14 protein-coding genes are annotated in these 22,430 nt (G+C 71.5%); 5 read left to right on the top strand and 9 right to left on the bottom strand.

The window, feature by feature from the left end:
• Positions 1-30: 30 nt before the first annotated feature.
• The 7 genes from PPSIR1_RS25180 to PPSIR1_RS43770 all read right to left on the bottom strand — a co-directional run bounded on the left by PPSIR1_RS25180 (position 31) and on the right by PPSIR1_RS43770 (position 7,436).
• Positions 31-429, bottom strand: a complete 399-nt coding sequence (locus PPSIR1_RS25180) for an acyl-CoA thioesterase (RefSeq protein ID WP_006974000.1) — start codon at positions 427-429, stop codon at positions 31-33.
• Positions 430-490: 61 nt separating this feature from the next.
• Entirely contained in the window at positions 491-976 is a 486-nt protein-coding gene (locus PPSIR1_RS25175; RefSeq protein WP_157595958.1) for a response regulator, read from the bottom strand.
• A 44-nt stretch (positions 977-1,020) separates the two neighbouring features.
• A complete protein-coding gene (locus PPSIR1_RS25170) occupies positions 1,021-4,062 on the bottom strand; it encodes a tetratricopeptide repeat protein (protein WP_006973998.1) in 3,042 nt (1,013 codons plus the stop codon).
• Positions 4,059-5,783: a sigma-54-dependent transcriptional regulator gene (locus PPSIR1_RS43775; RefSeq protein ID WP_006973997.1), complete on the bottom strand. Its 1,725-nt coding sequence runs from the start codon at positions 5,781-5,783 to the stop codon at positions 4,059-4,061. The genes PPSIR1_RS25170 and PPSIR1_RS43775 overlap by 4 nt, the downstream gene beginning before the upstream one ends.
• Positions 5,783-6,211 carry a hypothetical protein gene (locus tag PPSIR1_RS25160; RefSeq protein ID WP_157595957.1) on the bottom strand — a complete coding sequence of 143 codons (429 nt, stop codon included), beginning with the start codon at positions 6,209-6,211 and terminating at the stop codon, positions 5,783-5,785. Before PPSIR1_RS25160 ends, PPSIR1_RS43775 begins: the two co-directional genes overlap by 1 nt.
• Positions 6,212-6,349: 138 nt before the next feature.
• Positions 6,350-6,853 carry a hypothetical protein gene (locus PPSIR1_RS25155; protein ID WP_006973995.1) on the bottom strand — a complete coding sequence of 168 codons (504 nt, stop codon included), beginning with the start codon at positions 6,851-6,853 and terminating at the stop codon, positions 6,350-6,352.
• 109 nt (positions 6,854-6,962) lie between these two features.
• Positions 6,963-7,436, bottom strand: a complete 474-nt coding sequence (locus PPSIR1_RS43770; protein WP_006973994.1) for a hypothetical protein — start codon at positions 7,434-7,436, stop codon at positions 6,963-6,965.
• A 298-nt stretch (positions 7,437-7,734) separates the two neighbouring features.
• Here PPSIR1_RS43770 and PPSIR1_RS25145 point away from each other — a divergent pair, with 298 nt between their 5' ends.
• The 4 genes from PPSIR1_RS25145 (at position 7,735) to PPSIR1_RS25130 (ending at position 18,864) form a co-directional block, all read left to right on the top strand.
• A complete protein-coding gene (locus PPSIR1_RS25145; protein WP_006973993.1) occupies positions 7,735-10,302 on the top strand; it encodes a serine/threonine-protein kinase in 2,568 nt (855 codons plus the stop codon).
• Positions 10,299-11,687 carry an adenosylmethionine--8-amino-7-oxononanoate transaminase gene (gene bioA / locus PPSIR1_RS25140; protein WP_006973992.1) on the top strand — a complete coding sequence of 463 codons (1,389 nt, stop codon included), beginning with the start codon at positions 10,299-10,301 and terminating at the stop codon, positions 11,685-11,687. The genes PPSIR1_RS25145 and bioA overlap by 4 nt, the downstream gene beginning before the upstream one ends.
• The gene (locus PPSIR1_RS25135; protein WP_006973991.1) at positions 11,684-13,045 is read left to right on the top strand and encodes a hypothetical protein; all 1,362 of its coding nucleotides are present in this window, start codon (positions 11,684-11,686) and stop codon (positions 13,043-13,045) included. Before bioA ends, PPSIR1_RS25135 begins: the two co-directional genes overlap by 4 nt.
• A 149-nt stretch (positions 13,046-13,194) precedes the next feature.
• Positions 13,195-18,864 (top strand): protein kinase domain-containing protein, encoded by a 5,670-nt coding sequence (locus tag PPSIR1_RS25130; protein ID WP_006973990.1) that lies wholly within the window; start codon positions 13,195-13,197, stop codon positions 18,862-18,864.
• 62 nt (positions 18,865-18,926) lie between these two features.
• Here the strand turns inward: PPSIR1_RS25130 and PPSIR1_RS43765 are convergent, their stop codons facing one another.
• Both PPSIR1_RS43765 and PPSIR1_RS25120 read right to left on the bottom strand, forming a co-directional pair.
• Positions 18,927-19,700 (bottom strand): PA14 domain-containing protein, encoded by a 774-nt coding sequence (locus PPSIR1_RS43765; RefSeq protein WP_086001684.1) that lies wholly within the window; start codon positions 19,698-19,700, stop codon positions 18,927-18,929.
• A 134-nt stretch (positions 19,701-19,834) separates the two neighbouring features.
• Positions 19,835-20,542 carry an MXAN_5187 C-terminal domain-containing protein gene (locus PPSIR1_RS25120; RefSeq protein WP_006973988.1) on the bottom strand — a complete coding sequence of 236 codons (708 nt, stop codon included), beginning with the start codon at positions 20,540-20,542 and terminating at the stop codon, positions 19,835-19,837.
• A gap of 209 nt (positions 20,543-20,751) precedes the next feature.
• Between PPSIR1_RS25120 and rseP the strand changes: the two genes are divergently transcribed.
• Positions 20,752-22,419 (top strand): RIP metalloprotease RseP, encoded by a 1,668-nt coding sequence (gene rseP / locus PPSIR1_RS25115; RefSeq protein ID WP_006973987.1) that lies wholly within the window; start codon positions 20,752-20,754, stop codon positions 22,417-22,419.
• The last annotated feature ends 11 nt before the right edge of the window (positions 22,420-22,430 follow it).

The raw sequence follows: 22,430 nt of genomic DNA, 5'->3' as shown, positions 1-22,430 counted from the left end.
GAGGCTCCGCGAGCCCGTCAAACGCAAGGATTACAGGCTGCTCGACTCCCGGATGGGCACGGGGCGCCCGGCGTCGTCGATGTGCACGTAGACGACCTCGGCCTTGGTGACCTGCACCGCCCGCTTGGTGTCCGTGGGCCGGTGGGCCTCGACGCGCACGCACACGGTGATCGAGGTCCGCCCAACCTTGAGCACGTCGGCGTAGCAGCTGACGATGTCGCCGACGCGCACCGGGTGCTGGAACACCACCTCGCGCATGGCCACGGTCACGACCCGACCCGCGCCGATGCGGTGGGCACCGATCGCGCCGGCTTGATCGATGAGGCTGAGGATCTTCCCGCCGAAGATGGTGCCGTGGGCGTTGGTGTCCGCCGGCAACATGCTCACGCGGATCGCGGGGTAAGGATCGGGTTCGATCTCGAGGCTCACGGCGGGACTGTAGCAGGCTGGAGCCAGCCAGCACCCCCACGGCTTGGGCCGGTCGACCCTCTCAGGCGCTCACGCCCGCGGCCCGCATGATCGCCCGCCGGATCGTCTTGGCGTCGGCGTAGTCCGGGCAATAAAAGAGCGCCGGGTCCTTGGCCGAGAGCGCCCGAAAGCGCCGCTCCTCCGCGCCAAAGTCGTAGGACAGGATCACCGGGCGACGGTAGCCGGCGTCGCGCAGGGCCCGGAGGATGAACAGGCCCTGGTTGTCCTGCTGGAAGCGCCGCGCCCGGCCGCTGTCGCCGTTGAAGCGCCCCGTGAGCTGGACCATGTCCCCGAGCAGCTCCTCGATGGGCGTCCGGTCGAAGCGCATGTCGAGGTAGACGACGTCGGGCAGCTCGGCGTGGACCATGCGCTCGGCCTGGCCGCCGCTCTTGGCCTGGCGGTAGTCGATGCCCTCGGCCACGAAGGTGGTCAGGTTGGTGATGTACTCGTCGCCGTCCTCGACCACGAGGACGCGGACGCGTCGGGGCGCAGGGGTTTGTCCGGGCATCGTCAGTCGATCTGGCTGTGGGCGGGCGGGTCAGCGGGTCGGGGTCAGGAGTGGGCGGGCACGGCGGGTCCGAGGTCTTCGGCCCGTGGAATCTCGTCTCCGGCCACGGCCTCGTCCTCTTCGAGGGCGAAAAAGCGCAGCACCACGGCCTTCTCCCAGCCGGGCTCGGGCTCGACGGCGATGGAGCCATCGTAACGCGAGAGCAGGTCGGCGGTGATGCCCATGCCGCGCTCGACGTAGCGCCCGCGCAACATCTCGTTGGTCAGGCGCTCGGGCGAGCGGTCCTTGATGCGGATCGCCAAGGTGGCCAGGCCGGTGATGTCGTCGAGCTCGGTCTCGAGCTCGACGCCGAGGGCGATGGGCGGCTGGGCGTACATGGCCGAGGACATCAACGAGTTGCGCAGCACGTTGGCGAGGATGTCGTGGAGGTCCGAGGGGAAGATGCGGACCTTCTCGCCCTGGCCCTCGACCTGCGCCGGACCGATGTCGAGCTTGGCGAACTTGCCCTCGGTCGCGACTTCTTCGTAGACCCCCGCGATGAACTCGCCGTCGACCTTGGCGATGCACAGCTTGCGGATGATGTCGCTGAGGCGGTCGAAGGCCCGGCGCCCGAGCACGTCGCCGGCGCGCAGCAGCACCCGGGCGAGCTCGAGCTTCTTGCTGGGGCGCAGGCCGCCGGGGTGGCGCAGCCACTTGGCCTTGCCCGCGACGTCGTCGAAGGCGCGCAGCATGGCCTTGAAGGTCGGGTCCTTGCGGCGCAGGTTCAAGGTCACGCCGTGGGCCCGACCGACCTGCTCGAGCTCGCGGACGTAGCCCAAAAAGCGCCCGTAGATGCCCCGCCGCTCCCCCGAGCCGTACTCCCCGGGCTCGCCGTGATCGGCGTCGCCGGCCTCCCCGAACAGGCGCCGGGCCAGGAGGGTCGCCCGGGCCTCGGCGTCGGGCTCGTCCATCTCGAGGGCCCGGCCGACGTCGGACAGCAAGGTGGTGTTGTGCTTGAGGATCTCGTGGCGGATCAGGCTCAGGATGCGCGCGACCTCGGGGAAGCTGGTCGGCGCGTGCTGGAGCATCTGCTTGAGCGAGGAGCCCCGGACCCGGCGCCAGATCAAGCCCAGGGGGAAGGACAGCAAGAACACGCCCGCGAAGCCGACCCCCGCGTAGATCTTGCGGAAGGTGTCGTCCATGTGCTTGCGCAGGGCGTTGGCGCTGTCCCAGTAGACGTCGTAAGGCCCGGCCTCGCGCAGGTAGATGTCGAGCTCCTCGCTCGCGTTCCACAGGTCCTGGGGGTCGTAGCTGTCCCACAGCAGCTCGGCCAGGCGGTAGCGGGCGATCACCGAGCCCAGGTCCGCCGCTCGGCGCAGGTAGTCGCGGCCGTCCTTGGAGTTGGCGAGCATCAGGCCCAGGCGCTCGTTGACCTCCATCTGGTTCGGGTCCACGCGCAGGCTGTCCTCCCAAAAGGCCCGGGCGCGCCCGCCCTCGCCCTGGGCGTCGACGACCTGGGCGAGGATGTTGAGCAGCGCGGTCTCGTCGGGGAATTGCTTGAGGCCGTTGATGAGCAGCTTTTCGGCCCGGTCCCACTCGCCGTGCTCCGCCCCGAGCACGTAGGCCTCGCTGATCAGCCGGTAGAGCGCGGGGTCCAGGCGGTCGACGTTGGACGGAGGCGGCGGCGGCACGAAGGGCTCGGCCTCCTCGACCTCGCGCTGCAGGGCCAAGATCGCGTCCTTGGCCGCGGCGCGCTTGGGGTCGTCGGCGTCGCACAGCTCGCGGAAGCGGCGGAAGTGGCCGATGGCCTGCTCCTTGTCGGAGCGGGCGTAGAGCTCGCCCAGGTGAAAGTGGAGCACGTAGAGGTCCGGGCGCAGGCGCAGGGCCAGATCGAGGTGGACCCGGGCCTGCTCGTCCTCGGCGCCCGAGAATTCCTTTTTGTAGAGCAGCCCCAGGGCCATGTGCGCGGCGTAGTCGTAGCGCTCCATGGCGATGGCCCGCTTGAAGGACTCGACGGCCTCGGGGAAGTGCTCTTGGCGGGCGTGGACCTCGCCCAGGTAGTAGTGCGCCCGCGGGTACCAGGGGGACTCGTCGACGGCCTGCTGGAGCTGGGCCCGAGCGGTGTCGAGCTTGCCCCCGCGCAGGGCCGAGAGCCCGCGGTTGTAGGCGGCCTCGGCCTCGGGGGTGGGCTCGCCGCCCTGGAGCTCCTGGATCCGGGCGACCTGCAGCTCCAAGCGCAGCTCGGCGATCTGCTTGTTGGCTGCGCTGACCGCCTGGGGGTCGTCGGGGTGCGTGGTCGCGATGCGCTCGTAGGCCTCGATGGCGGCCTCGGCCTGCTCGAGGCGCTCGTAGATCTCGGCCTCGAGCTGCATCGCCGCGAGCTCGGGCTTGCGCTCGTCGGCCTCGCACTCGTCCCGGTAGCGGACCAGGTGCTCCGTCGCGGCCTGGAGGTGGCGCCGGGCCTGCTGCTCGTTGCGGGCCAGGTCCGCCTCGCTGCGCCGCAGCTGCGCCGCCGTCATCCGAATGTCCTCGGGCCGCTCCTTGTCCTTGCGCTCGAGCTTGGTCAGCTCCTCGGCGATGGTCCGGCGCTCGGTCAGGTAGACGTCGACGCAGGCCTCGAGGCCCATCCACTCCACGGCCGTGTCGCGCTCTTCGAGCCACAGGCCGCGGGGGTCGTAGACCTCGAGCAGGGTCAGGTCCTCGATGGCCTGGGTCGGGCAGCGGCTGCCCTTTTCGGGGTCGGCCTTGTGGGCCAGGGCGCGGCCGAGCAGGGCCTCGGGGTCGCCGTCGAAGAGCTCGAGGGCCGCGGTGTACTCGGCCACGGACTCGTCGTAGCGGTGCTGCTGGTAGGCGCGCTTGGCCTGGCCGAGGTGGTTGTCGAACTCGAGCTGACGCTGCTCCTCGGGGTCGAGCATCTCGAGCTCCGAGCCGGTCTCCGAGCCGCCCTCTTCGGCCAGGTCGGGCAGCGAGCCCGCGTCGTTCAGGTCCGGGGCGGGGAGCGGATCGGCGGGCGGCGCGGCCCCGCTCGCGCCCGCGAGGCCCAGGCTGAGCAGCCCCGCGGTCGCGACGAGCAGTCGCCGACGAGCCCGCGCCCCGAGCACGCTCACCCGCCTCCCCCAGGCCGCGCGCGCTTGAGCTCGCGCAGCTTGATGCCCAGCTGGTTCATGCGCAGCTGGACCTTGCGCCCCGCGTCGCCGTCGGCGAGCAGGAAGCCGGCGACCTCGGACAGGTCGCCGCGGAAGTGGTGGTAGAGGCTCTCGAGGTACTGGCGCTCGACCTCGCAGCTGACCGCGTTGAGCGAGTCCCCAGGCTGCACGCGCACGCGCATGCCCACGGCCCCCTGCTCGTCGCGGGTGCCCTCCCCCGCGCTCGCCTCGCTCGCGCCGACCAGGGCCAGCTCCGTGAACGGACGCAGGAGATCGCGGATCGTCCGCGGCTGGATGACGATCACGTCGGCCCGGGCCGCGGCGCCCTCGAAGCGGTCGAGCTCGGGCTCGACCAGCTCCACGCGATCGACGAGCTCGACGAGGGTGAAGGTCACGAGGTTCGAGAGCACCATCTCGAACTGGCGAAAGTTCCCGGGCCAGGCGAAGTCCTGGAGCAGCTTGTAGCTGTTGGGGTGCAAGAGCATGTGGATGCGCCGGGGCGAGGGCTTGCTCGGCACCTTCCGGCTGACGCTGATCTCGAGCTCCTCGCCCTCGCCGGGCACCCACAGCCCGCGCTGCTCGGCGTACTGGCGCATCAAGTCGCCGTTGTAGCCGCCCTGGCACACCCGCGAGAGGAAGAACTCGAGCAGGTGCTGGAAGTCGTCGCGACGCTGGCGCAGGCTCGGCAGGGTCACCGCCGTGGCCGGGTTCAGGCGCATGTAGAGGTCCTCGCGAAAGCGGCCCTCGCGGACCATCTGGGCCAGGTTCTCGTTGGTCGCGACCACGACCTTGACGTCCGTGACGCGCTCCTCCACGGAGCCCACCGGGCGGTAGCGGCCCTCTTGGAGCACGAGCAGCAGGGACTTTTGCAGCTCGAGGGAGAGGTTGCCGATCTCGTCGAGGAACAAGGTCCCGCCGTGGGCCTTGGCGAGCACGCCCTCGCGCGAGGTGTTGGCCCCGGTGTAAGCGCCCTTGACCACGCCGAACAGATGCGCGCCCATGAGCTCCGAGGGGATCGTCGACAGGTCCACGGCCATGAAGGACCCGGCCCGCCCGGAGTTGGGGTGGATGAACTCGCGCGCGACCAGGCTCTTGCCCGTGCCGGTCTCGCCCTGAATGATGATCGGCAGCTGGCCGCGGGCGAGGATGGTCAGGCGCCGCCGCAGGCCGCTCATCGCCGCGGCCGTGCCCCAGTAAAAGGGCCCGTCGTCCTCGGTCCGGACCGCGCGGGCGAGGATGCCCTCGACCTGGACCTTGAGGGCGCGCGCGTCGAGGTACTCGTCGTCGAGGAGGTAGGTGTAGTCCTCGGCGTGGAGGCGCTCGGCGTCGGCCTCGAGGGGCAGATCGTCGAGCGCCGTCATCACGATGACCGGCAGGTCCGGGTAGCGCTTGCGCAGGCGATCGAGGATCCGCAGACCCTGGGAGCGACGCAGGCGCTCGAGGGTCCGCTCGGGGTTGCCCTTGGCCAGCAGCGCGCCCTTGTCCTCGGGCAGCAGCGCCTCCGTCGGGATGTCGAAGTGCACGTCGAGCAGCACCAGCTCGATGCTTCGCCGGGAGCGCGCGAGGATCTTGGCCGCGTCGGCGTAGCTGCGCGCCGGCCCGACGAAGTCGTGCTCGGGCATGAAGCGCTTGCACAGCTCGAGGTACTTGTCCTCGTCGTCGATGATCAGGATCGACGGCATCAGCGCTCCCGCAACAGTCGCCGGTGGAGCCCGCGCAGCTGGGCCCGAATGGTCATCTGCGCCTCGCGCACGGCGCTGCGCTTGGCGGCGAGGGCCTCACGATCGCCCCGACGCAGGCACGCGCCGGCATCTTCCAGGACCCCGACGGCGACCTCGACGGCGGCGAGCTCGGGCTCGAGGGCCTCGGGCAAGCTCGCGCGGTGAGACCGCCACACCTCCCAGGCCGCCTCCTTCGACTCGCCGTGTGTACGCGTGGCGAGCAGGTCTGCACACAGCGCGGACACGAGCTCGTCGTCCACCGGTCCCGTCCACACGGCGTCCTCGAGGTTGGCCGAGGTCCACGCGACGTACTTGCCGAGATCGTGCTTGAGGGCCGCGACCTGCTCGAGCAAGTCGGGCGTCGATGTCGGTGTCGATGGGCCCGCCACGGCCCCAGAGCATCCCGCAAGCGCTCGCGGCCGGCAACCGTGGCTAGCAGCCTACTAGGGAGGAAGGCGCGCGAACGCCCAAATCACGGGATCGCGCCGCTCAGTGCGCCTTCTTCTCCCACGAAGCGCCGTCCGCCCTCAGGCGTCGACGCCCATGGGCAGCGAGTACCGCGTCGCGCGAGCGCGACCGGTGCTGACCACCTTGCCCACTTGGCGCATCCACGAAACGTATGCGCGCAGCTCCGCGGTCTCGAGGTCGAGCTGCTTGCCGAGCTGGCCGATGGTCAGCCCGGGGGACTCGGCGAGGACCTCGAGGATCCGCCGGTACATGAACTCGTCGCGGCTCTGGCTGTCGGCGGAGGTCGTCGGCGCTGCGACGACCACGCGGCGGCCTCCCCCGCTCGAACCGTTGCCATTGGCGCGCACAGCCGACCCAATCTCGACCCCGGCGCCTGCTTCGATCAGCGCCTCTTCCAGGTCCTTGATGGTCAGCTCGCGGATGGCGTGACCCGCCTCGCTCGCAAGCAGCTCGCGCACCGTGGTGCTCAAATCAGCGCTGGCCAGGGTCTGCTTTGCGGCCTTGCGCAGCCCCGAGCGGTTGTTGGCCAGGGCGTTCTCCAGAAGTCGAGCGATCTCCAACATGCCTCTTCCAGTCCCGCGAGCCTGCCTGGCTCCCGGACTTCAAATCGGCGGGACTATGCCACCACTTTTGGTGTCTGCCAAGGCGCCCCCGAGACCGCGCCAGCGCACGTCAGCCGCAGGTCAAGAAGCCGAGGTCGTGCTCGTAGGGGCCGCAGATGAAGCAACAATCCTCGCAGCCCTGACTGAAGTCCGTGCCGACACCCCAGGTCAACCCGCTCTCCGACTCCGCCCCAAAGCAGATCTGCTCGCCGTCTTTGCACGTGATGGTTTCGTAGCCATCGAGGCCCAGCCCGGGGGTCACGTAGACCGCGGTACCCGACGGCCAGGTCCAGTCGCGGTCGTCCGAGAACAGCTTCCAGCCGATGTCTGCGGAGTCGTCGCAGTCGTCGGTGATGCGCACGGTCATGATCGGGTCGCAGCCCTCGTCGAAGCCCGGGTCGCCCTCGAAGCCGTCCTCGCAAAAGCAGGCGCCGCGGTACTCGTAGGCGTTGGGCCCACACTCGGTGTCGTCGACGACCAGCACGCAGCTCGCCGAGACGCCGGTCAGGCCACCCAGGAGGAGAATCGCGCCGAGCGAGGCCATGGTGGAAGGGCGACGCGGGGCGCGGGGCGAGGGCGAGGACGGGTTCGAGGACGGGGCCATGCAGTGTTCCTCCAGTGAGTGGGCAGGGCGCAGGGCGCAGCTGCGCCGGCCAAGTGGCGACACCATAGCCCGTCCCGCTCGAGCCCGCTCGAAGGTCCTCCCCCCGTCGCAACTGGGGGAAAACACTCCCTGTGCCTCCAGGAGACCCCGAACAGCCACCCCTGGGTAGGGGCGACGCACCCCTGCGAGCCCGTGCAGATCGGTGTCTCGCGGCGGTCCTGCTAACATTGGCGTTCAGGTGTTCCCGCCGGATCAAACCGCCGAACTCAGCACGCCAGTCGGACGCAAGCCCGTCCGCGCGGACGTCGCCGCGGCCGCCGATTCGATCACCGAAGGCCGCAGCCAGCACGTCGAGCCGAACAAGAAGGGCGTGTGGGAAGAGGGCTCGATCATCAACGATCGCTACACCCTCGAGCGACGCCTCGGCAGCGGGTCCATGGGCGAGGTCTACCTGGCCCGCGATCGCCTGCTCAAAAAGCACGTCGCCCTCAAGGTGCTGCGCCGCGATCTCGCCAAGAGCCGCGCCACCGTCCGTCGCTTCCTCCGCGAGGTCGCCCTCGCCCACTCCGTCACGCACCCCAACGTCGTGCGCATCCACGACACCGGCGAGGCCGACGGCCTGCCCTTCTTCTCGATGGAGTACCTCCAGGGCCAGACCCTCGACGAGCTCGTCGAGGCCAGCCGCAGCAGCGAGGAGCCGGACACCGAGGACAGCAACCCGCCGATGACCCTGCGGGAGATTCGCGAGATCAGCTACGAGATCCTCTCGGGCCTGCACGCCGCGCACGAGGCCGGCATCGTCCACCGCGACCTCAAGCCGGCCAACGTGATGCTCACCCACCGCGGCGCCATCGTGATGGACTTCGGCGTCGCCGGCTTCGACTCGCCCGCGCCGAGCGTGCGCCCCAACCCCGCCGAGGCCCGCTCCCTGGTCCGCACCGAGGCCGGGACCATCTTCGGCAGCCCGGCCTACATGGCCCCGGAGCTGTGGGAGGGCTCGCCGGCCACGGTCCAGAGCGACCTCTACTCCTTCGGCGTGATGCTCTACCAGATGCTCACGGGGCGCCTGCCCATCGAGGCGCCCAACGCCAAGCTGTTCCTGATCAAGCTCAAGGAAGAGAAGCCCACGCCGGCCCGGAGCCTGCGCAAGGACACGCCCTGGAACCTGTCCCTGCTGATCTCCCGGTGCATGAACCACGACCCGGACCAGCGCCCGCTCTCGGCTCAGACCGCGGCCAACCTGGTCTCACCCTTCGGCGGGCGGCTGCGCTGGTACCTCGCGAGCGCGGCCGTGATCGCGGCCGTGATCGCCGCGGTGTTCGTGCTCCGCGGGCGCGAGGACAAGGCCGCGCGCGAGCTCGGGCTGCCCGACGAGGTCGCCGTCGCCGACCTCGACGCGGCGGTCCGCAACTACGACGTCGGCGACTTCGAGGCCGCGGAGCGGATCTTCGATCGCCTGCACCAGCGCACCCCCGAGTCGGCCGCGCTGATCTTCTGGCGCGCGACCCTCGAGCACGAGCTCGGCAACGCCAAGGGCCGGCTCACCGTCTGCCACGACGCCGGCTACGACTCGGACAAGCCCAGCGAGAACTGGGAGGGCAGCCGGGAGTGGCGCGAGATGGCCCTGCGCGCCTGCGCCAAGAGCTACGCCATCGCCGGGCCGCTGCGCACCCTGATCAGCGAGCGCGAGGCCGACCGCCTGCCCAAGAGCTGGCTGCCGATCGCCGTGGAGTACTCCCTGGTCCCGCGCCTCGAGGGCGCGCGCGAGGGCGACGAGGCGCTGCAGGCCGAGGCCGAGCGGGCGCTGCGGACCCTCAGCACGAGCTTCTCGACCGACGGCGGCCCGCCCCTGGCGACGCGCTGGGAGCTCGCCCGCGTCGACCTATTGTTCGCCCTCGGCCGCGAGCAGGAGGCCATGGACGCCTTCGAGGACCTGCTGCTGACCAACAACGAGGCGCCGATCGTCGGGGCGCGGGCGGCCCACCTCGCGGCGCTGTCGGGCGAGCGCGAGGTCGCGGCGCAGTGGGCCAAGGCCGTCGGCGACTACAACCCCGAGCCGGCCATGCGCCTGCTCCTGGATCAGGGCCGGCTGCGCGACGCCGCGGCGTTGATGGAGCGCTACACCTTCAGCCGCGGGCTCCACCCCCACAGCCAGCGCCTGCTCGACATGTGGTGCGGCTACGCCTACCGCTTCGAGATCGAGCCCGGGCCCGCGCGCTGCGGGGCCGTGTCCCCGGGGCTGGTCCACAACCTGTGGATCCGCGCGCGCCGGGACAACAACGATCAGCAGGCCATGAGCACCCTGGAGCGGCGCATCGTCTCGCTCCAGGCCTCGGTCAACCAGGGCGAGGCCGCCGAGGTCAGCGGGGGCAACCCGAGCGTGCTGACCCGGGCCATGCCGCCCTTCGAGACCTACCTGCAGCAGCTCGAGCTCACGGTCCTCGTGGGCCAGGGCACCCGGCTGCCCCGCGCCCGCGAGCTCGCCGACGAGCTCACCGAGCTCGCGCCGGCGGACCCCTGGGCGCTGCTGCTCGTCGCGGCCGTCGACTCCGCCGAGGGGGACGAGGGCGCCGCCCTCGACAAGCGTCGCCGCGCGGCCGAGCGCTGGCGCAACGCCGACGAGGATCTGCCCCTGGTCACCAACGTCCGCCAGCTCATCGGGGAGGAGCCCCCCGAGCCTGCGCCGGAGCCCGAGCTGGATGATCTCGAGCTGGATCCCGAGCTGGATCCCGAGCTCGACGATCCAAACGCCGGCACCGACACCACCGCCGAGCCCGAAGCCGAAGCGACGGAGACCAGCCCTTGAGCCCCACCGACCTTCGCGCCCGCGATCGCGCCGTCGTCTGGCACCCCGCCACCCACTTCGGCGACCTCGAGCAAAACCCGCCCGTCCCCATCGCCAGCGCCTCCGGGGTGTGGCTGAAGACGCCGGACGGCCGGGAGATCCTCGACGCCATCGGCTCGTGGTGGACCTCGATCCACGGCCACGGCCACCCGCGCATCGTCGCGGCGGTGCGCGAGCAGGTCGGCCGCCTCGACCACGTGATGTTCGCCGGCTTCACCCACGAGCCCGCCGTCGCCCTGGCCGAGGCGCTGATCGCCGCGGCCCCCCGCGACGACGTCCGCGAGCCCAGCTACGCCAAGGTGTTCTACAGCGACTGCGGCTCGGCCTCCATCGAGGTCGCGCTCAAGCTCAGCTACCAGCGCCGCGTGCTGTGCGGGCAGACGGACGGGCGCTCGGGCAAGCGGCGCTTCGCGGCCCTGCGCAACAGCTACCACGGCGAGACCCTCGGCGCGCTGGCGGTGTGCGGCAGCCCGGCGTGGCGCGAGCCCTTCGGCTCCCTGCTCCACGACGCCCTCTACCTGCCCGCGCCCAGCCAGGCCGACCACGCCCACGCCGACCTCGCTAGCGAGCACCCCGAGCACCGGCCCGAGCTGGGCGCGGACAGCCCCGAGGCCGACGCGGCCGTCGCCGCGCTCGAGGCCCACGCCGACGAGCTGTCCGCGCTGATCGTCGAGCCCATCATCCAGTGCGCCGGCCGCATGGTGATGCCCGGCGCGGGCTTTTACCGCCGCCTCGCCGAGACCTGCCGGGCCTGCGACATCCACCTCATCGCCGACGAGATCGCCGTCGGCTTTGGGCGCACGGGCAAGCTCATCGCCAGCGAGTGGAGCGGGGTCGTGCCCGACCTGATGTGCCTGAGCAAGGGCCTGTCCGGGGGCGTGCTCCCCCTCGCCGCCACGCTGATCCGCAACGGCTTCGAGGCCCCCTTCCACGGCTCGCCGAGCAACACCTTCGCCCACAGCCACACCTTCACGGGCAACCCGGTGACCTGCGCGGCCGGCCTCGCCAGCCTCGCGGTGTTCGCCGAAGAGCGCACCCTCGAGGGCCTGCCCGCCCGCATCGCGCACATGGAGCGGCTGCGCCTGCAGCTGACCCAGCGCCACGCCGCCGTGATCGAGAGCCGGCAGGCGGGCATGGTCGCGGCCCTCGTCGTCGACCGCGAGCGCGGGCCCGCCGACGGCCGCCTCGGTCTGGCCCTGCGCCGCGCCGCCATGGACCGCGGGGTGCTGCTGCGCCCGCTCCACGACACCATCTACTGGATGCCCGCGCTCAACGTCGGCGAGGCCGAGCTCGAGCGCATCGCCGCCGTGACCTCCGAGGTCATCGACGAGGTCCTCGGCCGATGAGCCCCGGGGCGCGGCGCCGCGGATGCCCCCGCGCGGGCGCGTCGCTCCTCGCCCTCGCCCTCGCGCTCACCGCCCTAGCCTGCGAGAGCGATCCTCGCGGGGCCTTCGACCTCCGACCCGAGTCGACCGAGCCGAGCGACTGCGTCGCCGTGCTGCACGCCGACCTCGGCCTCGCCCTGCCCCCCGAGCTCGAGGTCGCGGAGATCCACGCCTTCGTCGGCGACGGCCCGAGCAGCCCCGGCGGGTGGGCCCTGGTCAGCGTGCCCGAGGACTCCCCGGCGGATCCCGACAACCCCGACCCCGACGCCCTCGAGCTCGCCCTCGTCCGCGTCCCCGCCTCGCCCACGGATCTCGTCACCGTCGACTACCTCGATCGCCCCCCGAGCATCGGCGACACGGCCCAGCTGCGCGCCAACGGCCCCGGGGGCGAGGCCTGGCTGCTGCTCACGGGCGTCGATTTGCTCGAGCTCTACGCCCTCAGCCCCGGCCTGGGGGTGTGGGCCAGCAACGCCATGCTCGGCAACTTCCCCAACGAGTCCGCGGACTCCTGCGGGCTGCCCTGGCAGTACCGCCTGTTCGCCCTCGAGGGCGTGCCGCACCTGACCGCGATCCCCCGCTGCTCGACGGGCACCTCCGTCGACATCGGCGTGCTCGAGCTCGATCCGTCGACCCTCGAGTTCGTCGCAGCGTGGATCCTCGACTTCGACCCCTGCGCCGACCTCCCCGACCCCGAGCTGTGCGCGGCGGCCTTCGGCACGACCCAGGAGATCCGCGCCGGCTCCCCGACCAGCGTCGCCTCGGGCGAGCGCGTCGGCCTGGGCCTGTGGCAGCGCCGGCAGCTGTCCAACCCCGACGCGGGCCTGCCGGACGTGTCGGTCTACGACGTGGCCTTCTTCGACCTGCGCATCCCCGAGGACTGGCCCAAGGCCCGGCTGATCACCTTCCGCGAGGTCTGGGCCCAGCCCGTGGTCCTCGATGACCCGGTGACCGCCGTCGACCCCTACTCCTTTCAGGTCTACATCGACGGCCTCGGCGAGAGCCCGGGCGCCCTGCTGCGCCTCGACACCATCACCGACTCCTACCTGCAGACCAGCCTCGCGCTCCCCCTCGAGGGCCGGGGCCAGCTCGTGCAGCTGAGCAACGAGAGCGCCATGCTGGGTCCAGCGGCCGGCGAGGTCAGCACCTTGCTCGGGGTGCCCCTGGTCGCCGTCGACGAGTGGCCGGTGTGGCGCGAGCTCGATCTGCACCAGGCGGACGCGGACATCATCGGGGTCGAGGCCGCTGGCGTGGGCGAGGCCCTGCTGCGCCGGGGCGGGGCCGCGCCTCGAGTCCTCGGCTTCGATTGCCCCGGGCTGTGAACGCTGCGAAGGGCTTGCCCCTTTGGACAGCCCGAGTCGTGGACGTGGGACGGACAGGCTCGTTCTGACCGACCCGCTGAGCCAGCTCAGGCTGCTCGCGCCCCCCGATTCGTGCGAGACTCGGTCGAGTCCTCGATGCGCGCCGACTGATGTCCATCCCCTTGAGCGGCTACGAGAGCCACCGCATCCTCCGCGCCTCCGAGCGCTCGCGCGTCTATGAGGCGACGCGCAAGCGCGACGGCAAGCGGGTCGTGGCCAAGGTCTTTCAGCTCGGGGATCCCGGCACCGAGGCCCGCGTCGAGCAGGAGTTTCAGGTGCTCCAGTCCCTCGACCTCGACGGGGTCGTCCAGGCCCTGAGCCTCGAGCGCGCCGGCGACCAGCTGGTGCTGCTGCTCGACTACATCCCCGGGCACAACCTCGCCGAGCACCTCGGCGGCCAGGCGATGAGCGTCGAGCGCTTCATGCCCGCCGCGCTGAGCCTGACCCGGACCCTCGCCGAGGTCCACGGGCGCAAGGTCATCCACCGCGACATCAAGCCCAGCAACATCCTCGTCGATCGCCGCGGCCAGATGTTCCTCGCCGACTTCGGCATCTCCGTGCTGCTCGAGAACGCCCGGCGCTTCATCTACGACCCCGAGGTGCTGGCCGGCACCCTGCCCTACCTCGCCCCGGAGCAGACCGGCCGGACCCAGCGCAGCGTCGACTTCCGCAGCGACCTCTACTCCCTCGGCGTCACCTTCTACGAGATGCTGACCGGGCGCCGGCCCTTCGAGGCCACCGAGCCCCTCGAGCTGATCCACGCCCACCTCGCCCGGCGGCCCAAGTCGATCCGCGTGCTCGTGCCCGAGCTGCCCCGCCAGCTGTCGGCGATCGTCGCCAAGCTGCTGCGCAAGGCCCCCGAGCACCGCTACCAGTCCGCCCGCGGCCTGCTCATCGACCTCGAGGAGGCCGAGGCCATGCTGCGCGCTGGCGAGGACGGGGAGCTGCCCCTCGGCGAGCACGACCACCCGACGACGCTGCAGCTCCCCCGCCAGCTCTACGGCCGCGCCACGCAGCAGCGCGCGCTCACCGACGAGCTGGCCAAGACCGTCGAGGCCCGCAGCCGTCGCCTGGTGATCATCGAGGGCGCCCCTGGCCTGGGCAAGTCGGCGCTGCTCCACGAGCTGTCCGCGCCGCTGAGCTCCCGGGGCGGCTCGCTGGTCGTCGCGACCTGCGTGCGCGACGGATCGGACCGGCCCTACCGCCCCTTCGTCGAGGCCTTCGAGCACCAGATCCAGCAGCTCCTGGCCCAGAGCGAGGAGCGCCTGGTCCACTGGCGCCTGCGCCTGCGCGAGGCCCTCGGCGGCGTCGCGCCGGTGGTCGTCGAGCTCATCCCCAGCCTCGCCCTGGTCATCGGCGAGCAGCCCCCCGCGCCCGCGCTGGCCCTCGGCGAGGCCCACCAGCGCCTGCGCCTGGCCCTGTCGCGGCTAGCCGGCGCCCTCGCCAGCGAGGGGCCCCTGGCCCTCGCCATCGACGACCTGCACCACGCCGACGCGAGCGACGTCGCCCTGCTCCGGGCCCTGCTCGAGGGCGGCGAGGGTGACCCGGTGCTCTTGGTGGTCACGCTCCTCGATCCAGACCCGCCCGACGGCCCCGCTGTCCCCGACGACTCCGCGGCGCTGCGCGAGGCCCTCGACGAGCTCGCCGAGGACCACCCCCGCGCGGTCCGGGTCGTCCAGCTCGAGTCCCTCGGCGAGGGGCCCCTCGGCGAGCTGCTGAGCGCGGTGCTCGGGCGCGAGCGCGAAGAGCTCGGGGGCCTGACCGAGCTCGTCGCGCGCAAGACCGGCGGCGTCCCGCTGTTCATCCGCGAGCTGCTCGTCGACCTCCACGACCAGGGCCTGATCCGTCCGACCCGCTCGGGCTGGGAGTGGGACCTCGACGCAATCGCGGCCGCGCCGGCCCCCGACGACGCCGTCGATCTGCTCGCCAGCAAGCTCGGGCGCCTGCCCGAGGCCCAGCGCCTGCTGCTCGGCGCGGCCGCCTGCGTGGGGGTCCGCTTCGAGCTGACCACGCTCACCGCCGTCCTCGACGAGCCCGCGAGCGAGCTCGCCCCGCAGCTCCTGGCCCTCGAGCAGCTCGGCCTGCTCATCCCCGCCGGGGCCGAGCTGGTGTTCGGCCACGCCCGCCTCGCCGAGTTCGCCCGGGCCCAGCTCTCGGACACGCGCCGACGGGCGATCCGGGGCGCGCTCGGCCGCCACTTGCTCGCCCAGGTCCGCGAGACCGCTGGCGAACCCGAGGGCTTGGGCGAGCAAGTGTTTGCGATCGCCGACGCCCTCGCCGAGGGCTACCCCCACGCCGCGGGCCTCGACGACCGCTGGCGCCTCGAGCTCGCCGCCATCGCCGTCGAGGCCGGCGAGCGGGCGCTCTCCGCCGCGGCCTGGATCCCCAGCCTGCGCTACCTCGACCGGGCCCTCGAGCTGCTGAGCGCCGAGCGCAAGCTCGCCCGCGCCGGCCGACTGCCCCTCGACGATGACGCCCGCGCGCAGGCCTTCGCCGCGGCCTTCGCCCGGGCCCAGGCCGCGGCCCTCGCCGGCGAGGTCGAGGACGCCCGGGCGGCCTTCGACGAGCTCCTGGACTGGCCGCTCACCGACAGCGAGCGCGGCCGCATCGCCGCCCGCAAGGTCCGGGTGTTGACCCTGGACCAGCAGCTCGAGCGCGCCGTCGAGGTCGGCCTCGAGAGCCTCGACGCGTGCGGCATCCGGCTGCCGCGGGCGCCCAAGACGGCCCACCTCGTGTGGCACGTGCTCCGGACCAGCCGCCGGGCCAAGCGCGCGAGCCTCGAAGAGCTGCTCGCGGCGCCGCCCTGCGAAGACCCACGGATCTACTCCGCCATCGAGATCGTCGGCGAGCTCAAGCACGCCTCCCTCGTCGTCAACCTCAACCTGTTCGTGATCGTGACCGTGCTCCACGCCCGCCTGGTCCTGGATCACGGCTTCCACCCGACCGCGGCCGAAGGCCTGTCTCAGCTGGCGATCTCCATGGCCGGCTTCGGGGACGTCGCGGGGGCGCGCGCGCTGTCCGAGATCGCCATCGCCCTCGCCGAGCAGCGCTCGAGCCGGGCCTCCACCCTGCTGCGCACCCGCGCCGCCGCCTTGCTGTTCGCGGGCCCGAGGTTCCGCAGCTTCGCCGAGTGCGCCCAGCCCATCGAGGACGCCGCGCGCCAGGCCCTCGAGCTCGGCGAGCGCGAGAACGCCGGCTACTACGGCGCGCTCGGGATCGGTCTGCACACCATCGCCGGCACGCACCTGCGCGAGGTCCTCGAGCTCGAGCCTCGCCTGCGCCGCGAGCTGCCCGACTGGGGCACGGCCGAGATGCGCTTCATCGCCGAGATGAACACGCGCTACGCCCAGGCCCTCGTCGCCCGCAAGGCGCCGCCGCAGCCCTTCCTGACCCGCTCCGAGGCCGACGGGCTCGAGATCAGCCGGCTGACGCAGTACATCTCGGTGATCGTCGAGCTCGACGGGCGCCTGCTCCTGGGCATGGCCGCCGGGCGCCTGCGCTCGTCCCAGCGCAAGGCCCTGCTCGAGCTCATCGCCCCGATCTGCGGCGACTTCACCCAGGTCCTGTTTGGGGTCTGGCAGCTGCCGCGCTTCGCCATGCTGTGGTCGATGCTCCTGGTCGAGCACGAGCTCAAGGCCCCCCGCAGGTCCCGACGAAAGGCCCGGCGAATCATCCGCAAGAACCTGAAGATCCTGCGCAAGTGGGCCGCCGACTGCCCCGAAAACTTCGCCGCGATGGCCCAGATGTGCGCCGGCGAGCTGGCCCTGCTCGAGGGCGAGCCCGGCCAGGCCCTCGCCGACTACGAGGCCGCCCAGCGCCTCGCCAGCGATCACGGCATGCCCTACATGGAGGGGCTCAGCAGCCTGCGCATCGCCAGCCTGGCCGAGCGCCAGGGCTGGGACGTGGTCGCCCGCGGCGGCCGCAGCCACGCGCGCAAGGTGTTCGAGCGCTGGGGCGCGTTCGGGATGTCGGAGCAGCTCGAGCGCCGCGAGACCGCCCACTCCCACGCCATCCCCCTCGATCGCTCGACCATGGTCAACACCTCCGTGGGCGTCGGCCTCCACGGGGCCGCCACCTCGAGCAGCTCGGTCAACCTCAGCCTCGACATGGCGACGCTGCTCGGGACCCTGCGCCGGGTCAGCGAGAAGCTCGACATCGAGGACGTGCTGACCACCGTGCTCTCGGCCGCCATCGAGAACGCCGGCGCCGATCGGGGCCTGCTGCTGCTCGAGCGCGAGGGCGAGCTGGCCCTGGTCGCCGAGGGCGACAGCGGCCGCAGCAAGCAATTCATGGCCTCGCCGGTGCCGCTCCACGAAGCCCGGGGGCGGATCCCCGCGAGCGTGGTCCACTACGCCGTGCGCACCCGCGAGCCCCTCGTGCTCGCCGACCTGCTCGAGGACTCGCGCTTCTCGGCGGACCCCTACGCCCAGCGCAGCGGCGTGCGCTCGCTATTGTGCGTGCCCATCCTCAAGCGCCAGACCCGGATCGGCGCGCTCGTGCTCGAGAACCACCTCGTCGACCGGGCCTTCTCGAGCGAGCGCCTCGAGCTCATCCGCGTGCTCATGCGCCAGGCGGCCAGCGCCCTCGACAACGCCCGGCTCTACGCCGCGCTGGCCAGCAGCGAGGCCCAGTGGCGCTCCCTCGTCGACGGCTCCCCGGACATCGTCGCGCTCATCGACGAGCACGGGCACGTCGAGTTCGTCAATCACCTCGGGCAGCTGTACGCGTCGGGCTCGGACGCGGCGACCCGCCGGGAGCGACACCTGGCCCTGGCCCGGCAGCTGCGCGGCACCCCGGCCGAGGCCCTCGTCGACCCCAGCGGCCACGCGAGCTGGCGGGAGGCTTGCGCCCGGGCGCAGTCCAGCCACGAGGCCCAGGAGCTCGAGCTGTGCCTGCGCACGCCCAAGGCCCCGGGCCTCGACGACCTCGAGTCCCTGCCCACGCGCTGGCACCTCATCCGCATCGCCCCGATCGAGATCCCCAGCCAGCGCAGCGACCGGAGCAAGCTGCTGTTCATCGCCACGGACGTGTCGGAGCGCAAGCAGCTCGAGGCCAAGAACCGCCAGCAGCAGCGCCTCGAGTCCATCGGCACCCTCGCCAGCGGCGTGGCCCACGAGATCAACAACCCCGTGCAGGGCATCCTCAACTACGCCGAGCTGGTGCGCTCGCACCCCGACGACCGCGAGACCGTGCTCGAGTTCACCGACGAGATCTCGACGGAGGCCAAGCGCGTGGCGGTCATCGTCCGCAACCTGCTGGCCTTCTCGCGCCAGGAGCAAGACCGCAAGCTCGAGCGCGTCAGCGTCGAGGCCATCGTCCAGGGCACCCTCTCGCTGCTCCGCGCCGTGCTGCGCAAGGACCAGGTCACCCTCTCGGTCGAGCTCGACCCCGCCCTGCCCGAGCTGCGCTGCCGCCCGCAGCAGATCCAGCAGATCGTCATGAACCTGGTGACCAACGCCCGCGACGCCCTCAACGAGCGCTACGCGGGCTACGACCCGGGCAAGACCATCGACATCCTCGCCAGCGCCTTCGAGCGCGAGGGCGCCGGCTGGATCCGCATCGAGGTCCGCGACGCCGGGGCCGGCATGCCCGAGCACGTGCGCGCGCGGATCTTCGACCCCTTCTACACGACCAAGGGCCGCGACAACGGGACCGGGCTGGGGCTCTCGGTCAGCCACGGCATCGTCACCGAGCACGGCGGGGAGCTCAGCGTCGAGAGCGCGGTCGACGAGGGCACCCGCTTCTTCCTCGATCTCCCCATCGCCGGGCCCGAGACCTGAAATTGCGACGAGCGACGGGCAAGAAGCCCGCCGCTCGTGGTGCGTGGTGTGGGTGGTGAGGCTCAGCCGCCGGCGGCGTCGGTGGCCGGCTTGAACAGCACGTCGGTGGGCACGATGGCCTTGTCGCCGCCGTTCATGGCCCAGGCGAAGTGCAGGGCCAGCGAGGGGCCCGAAGCCTGGAAGTAGTTGATCTGGATGCTGTACTCACCGGGGGCGAGGAAGACCAGCTCGCAGGCCTCGACGGGGGCGTCGTGGACTCCGTCGTTGTCGACGAGCAGGGTGTCCTCGAGCAGCAGCTGGGAGCCGTCGTCGCTGTGCAGGCACAGCTCGTACTCGGCCTCCTCGACCACGTTGAAGGAGCCGGTGAAGCGCAGCGCGTAGTTCTCCTTGGCCACGGTCAGGCCGGGGAAGCCGTCCTCGAAGCTGACCTCGTCGAAGTCGAGGTTGGGGACGGTGAAGCGCTCGGTCGCGGTCGCGCTGCTGAAGTCGGGCATGGCGTCGAGGGCCTCGGCTCCGAAGGCGGACGCCGGGAAGGCCTCGGCCATCAAGCCGTTGGGGCCGTCGTCCTGGGGCTCGACCGGCTCCGAGGGCACGGCGCGCGGGGGCTTTTTGGTCTGGACGGTGGTGGTCCGAGCCCGGGCCGGCTTGCCGCCGGCGACCGCGGTGGTGGTGCCGCGGGCTCGGCTCTCGGTCTGGGCGTCGCCCTGACCGCTGCCGTCTTCGGCGCCGTCAGCGGCCACGCCGTCGGGGTTTTGAGAGTCGTCGCTGGTGTTCTTGAAGCAGCCGGTCAGCGCGAAAGCGGCGACAGCGGCCAAGGTAAGAGTCGTGCGGGTCATGATGAGGCGGTCCTCGGGGGAGTTGGAGCGCGGTGCTCGCTGTGGGTGCTGTGACGACGCGGCGCCCGAGTGGATTCAGCGACGCGCGGGACGGGGTTGAGCGGGGATGGAGCGAAGCTGGAGTGAGGTCGCGTTCAGCTGTCGCGGCGGGCCCGGAGGCGGACCTTGCCTTTGACCGTGGCGACCTCGAAGCGGATGTTGCTGCCGTGCTTCTCGCGGAGCTTGGGGACCTCCCGAGACAGCTTTGCGACCAGCTTTTGGTAGGTCAGGCCCTTGGTCGGCTCCCCCGCGGCCTTCTTGGCCGCGATGAAGTTCTTGAACAGATCGCGGGCTTTACCCGCGTCCACCCCGTCCGGCAAGGCCGCACGTCGAGGCCGAGTCGCGGGCTTGCGCACGGCGCGCTTTCGCACCTTCCCGTCGGTCGTGGACTCGCTGGCCTCGCCCTCCTCGGCCTCCAACGCCGCCGCCTGCCTGGCCGCCTCCTCGGCGAGCTCCCGCTTGCGCTGGGCCGCCAGGTACTCGCGGCGGGCCGACTCGGCCAGCACCCGCTTGAAGGTGCCCTTCTCGATCTGGTTGAGGATGCGCCGCCAATACTGCTCGTAGGTGATCAGCCGCGCGCGCAGACCCTGGGCCCGAAAGCGCAGCGCCGTCGAGCCGATGCGGACGCGCTCGAGCTGCCGGACGCTGCGCTTGACCTTGTCGTGCTCGCGCCTCGGGGGCACGCGGTCGACCCCGTTGAAATAGCGTTCGTAAGCCACCTTGAGCAGCTCGATGCTCTCCTCGATGTCGTCGAGGGTGTCCTTCGTGACCGCCTGCGGGCCCTGTTGCTTCGCGCGCGCCAAGGTCGACGCATGCTATCAGCGTCTGCCGGCCTTCGCCCATCCCGCGGCCGTGGTCGCCGGGGGGAATCTCGCCTCCCTTGGCCTTCGCCAGGGCTTTCGTCTATGAACCTCCCTGAGCGCGGGCACCTTCGCACCGGGAAGCGCAGACGCCGCGCCATGAGCGCCGTTCGCTGCGGGCGGCCTGAGCACCGGATCCGAGACGACCCTCGATGACCAAGCTCCTGGCCTTCATCCTCCTGATCGGTCCGCTGATCTTCATCCACGAGCTCGGCCACCTGCTCGCGGCCAAGCTCGTCGACGTCAAGGTCGGGCGCTTCTCCATCGGTTTTGGCCCGCCCCTGCTGCGCTGGCGCATGGGCGAGACGGAGTACTGCCTCGCCCCGATCCCCCTGGGCGGCTACGTGACCTTGCTCGGGCAGCACCCCCACGAGGAGATTCCCGAGGCCGATCGCGACCGCGCCCTGGGCAACAAGCCGCTGTGGGCCCGCTACCTGGTCCTGGCCGCCGGTCCGCTGGCCAACCTGGTCGTGCCCCTGGTGTTCTTCTTCTTCTACTTCCTGTCGGTCTCGGCCCAGCCGCCGCCGGTCATCGGCACCGTGCTCGACGGCTCCGCGGCCGCCCTCGCGGGCCTCGAGCCCGGGGATCGCGTGGTCGAGATCGACGGCGAGGACGTGCGCTCGTGGAAGGAGATGCGCACGATGGTCGCGGACAAGCCCGACGTCGAGCTGCGCATCGAGATCGAAAAGCACGGCCGCCGGGTCGAGCGCTTCGTGACACCCCGACGCAGCTTCCTCGAGAACGCCCTCGGCGTGCCCGAGGCCCGGGGCATGCTCGGGGTCTACGCTCACTTTTACGCCCCCCAGATCGGCATCAGCGATCCCGAGTCGCCGGCCTACGTCGGCGGCCTGCGGACCGGCGACGTGATCACCTCGATCAACGGCGAGCCCGTGAAGACCATCGAGGATCTCCAGACCCTCGTCGCCGACCCGCCCGACTCCCTCGTCCGCCTGACCTACCTGCGCCCGCGCCCGACCCCCTTCCAGTTCGGCACGCTGCTGTGGTTCGAGAGCAACCACGCCCAGCTGCTCCCGCGCACGGAGACCCGCGAGCGCCCGGGGCTGCGCGCCACGTCCGACGCCCCCTCGCCCACGGGCCTGCTCCCCGCCAACACCTTCATCCGCGCCGTCGAGCACGACTCGCCCGCGGCCAAGGCCGGCCTGCACCCCGGCGACCGCGTGCTCGAGGTCAACGAGCAGCCGGTGACGCGCTGGGAGTCCGTCGCCTCGATCCTCAACCGCGCCAAGGCCGAGCCGGTCACCATGCTGGTCCAGTCCGTGGGCGAGGAGCCCCGGGAGCTGCGCGTGGTCCAGGAGCTGCGCACGACCGAGGACATCTACAAGACCGAGTACACCTACCTGTACCTCGGCGCCGAGCCCCACGGCATCAGCCAGGCCCCCGCCATGGAGCCCGTGCGCGGCCGCTTCACCTACGCGGCCCGGGCCAGCTGGGACGAGACCACCTCGATGATCACCGTGATGTGGACGGCGCTTCGCCAGATGCTCACGGGCCAGCGCGGCGTCGACGAGCTCAGCTCCGTGGTCGGCATCTTCGCCTTCGCCGGGACCGCGGCCGAGCAGGGCTCGACGGAGTTCCTGACCTTGATGGCCCTGATCAGCCTCAACCTCGCCTTCGTCAACCTCCTGCCCATCCCCATCCTCGACGGCGGGCACCTGCTCTTTTTCACCATCGAAGCCATCCGCCGCAAACCGCTGAGCCAGCGCGCGCGCGAGATCGCCAGCGGCATCGGGCTGACGATCATCATCGTGTTGATGTTGATCGCCCTACGCAACGACATCATCAAATTCTGGATGGACTAGCCCTGAAGTAA

The organism is Plesiocystis pacifica SIR-1, assembly GCF_000170895.1.
GTDB classification, from domain to species: Bacteria; Myxococcota_A; Polyangia; order Nannocystales; family Nannocystaceae; genus Plesiocystis; species Plesiocystis pacifica.
This window is presented reverse-complemented; position numbering and strand designations above follow the sequence as displayed.

Excerpts from the sequence above, each read along its gene's own strand:
- PPSIR1_RS25175 (WP_157595958.1), bottom strand. The coding sequence starts at position 976 with ATGCCCGGACAAACCCCTGCGCCCCGACGCGTCCGCGTCCTCGTGGTC.
- PPSIR1_RS43775 (WP_006973997.1), bottom strand. The coding sequence starts at position 5,783 with ATGCCGTCGATCCTGATCATCGACGACGAGGACAAGTACCTCGAGCTG.
- PPSIR1_RS25155 (WP_006973995.1), bottom strand. The coding sequence starts at position 6,853 with ATGTTGGAGATCGCTCGACTTCTGGAGAACGCCCTGGCCAACAACCGC.
- PPSIR1_RS43770 (WP_006973994.1), bottom strand. The coding sequence starts at position 7,436 with ATGGCCTCGCTCGGCGCGATTCTCCTCCTGGGTGGCCTGACCGGCGTC.
- PPSIR1_RS25135 (WP_006973991.1), top strand. The coding sequence starts at position 11,684 with ATGAGCCCCGGGGCGCGGCGCCGCGGATGCCCCCGCGCGGGCGCGTCG.
- PPSIR1_RS25130 (WP_006973990.1), top strand. The coding sequence starts at position 13,195 with ATGTCCATCCCCTTGAGCGGCTACGAGAGCCACCGCATCCTCCGCGCC.
- PPSIR1_RS43765 (WP_086001684.1), bottom strand. The coding sequence starts at position 19,700 with ATGACCCGCACGACTCTTACCTTGGCCGCTGTCGCCGCTTTCGCGCTG.
- rseP (WP_006973987.1), top strand. The coding sequence starts at position 20,752 with ATGACCAAGCTCCTGGCCTTCATCCTCCTGATCGGTCCGCTGATCTTC.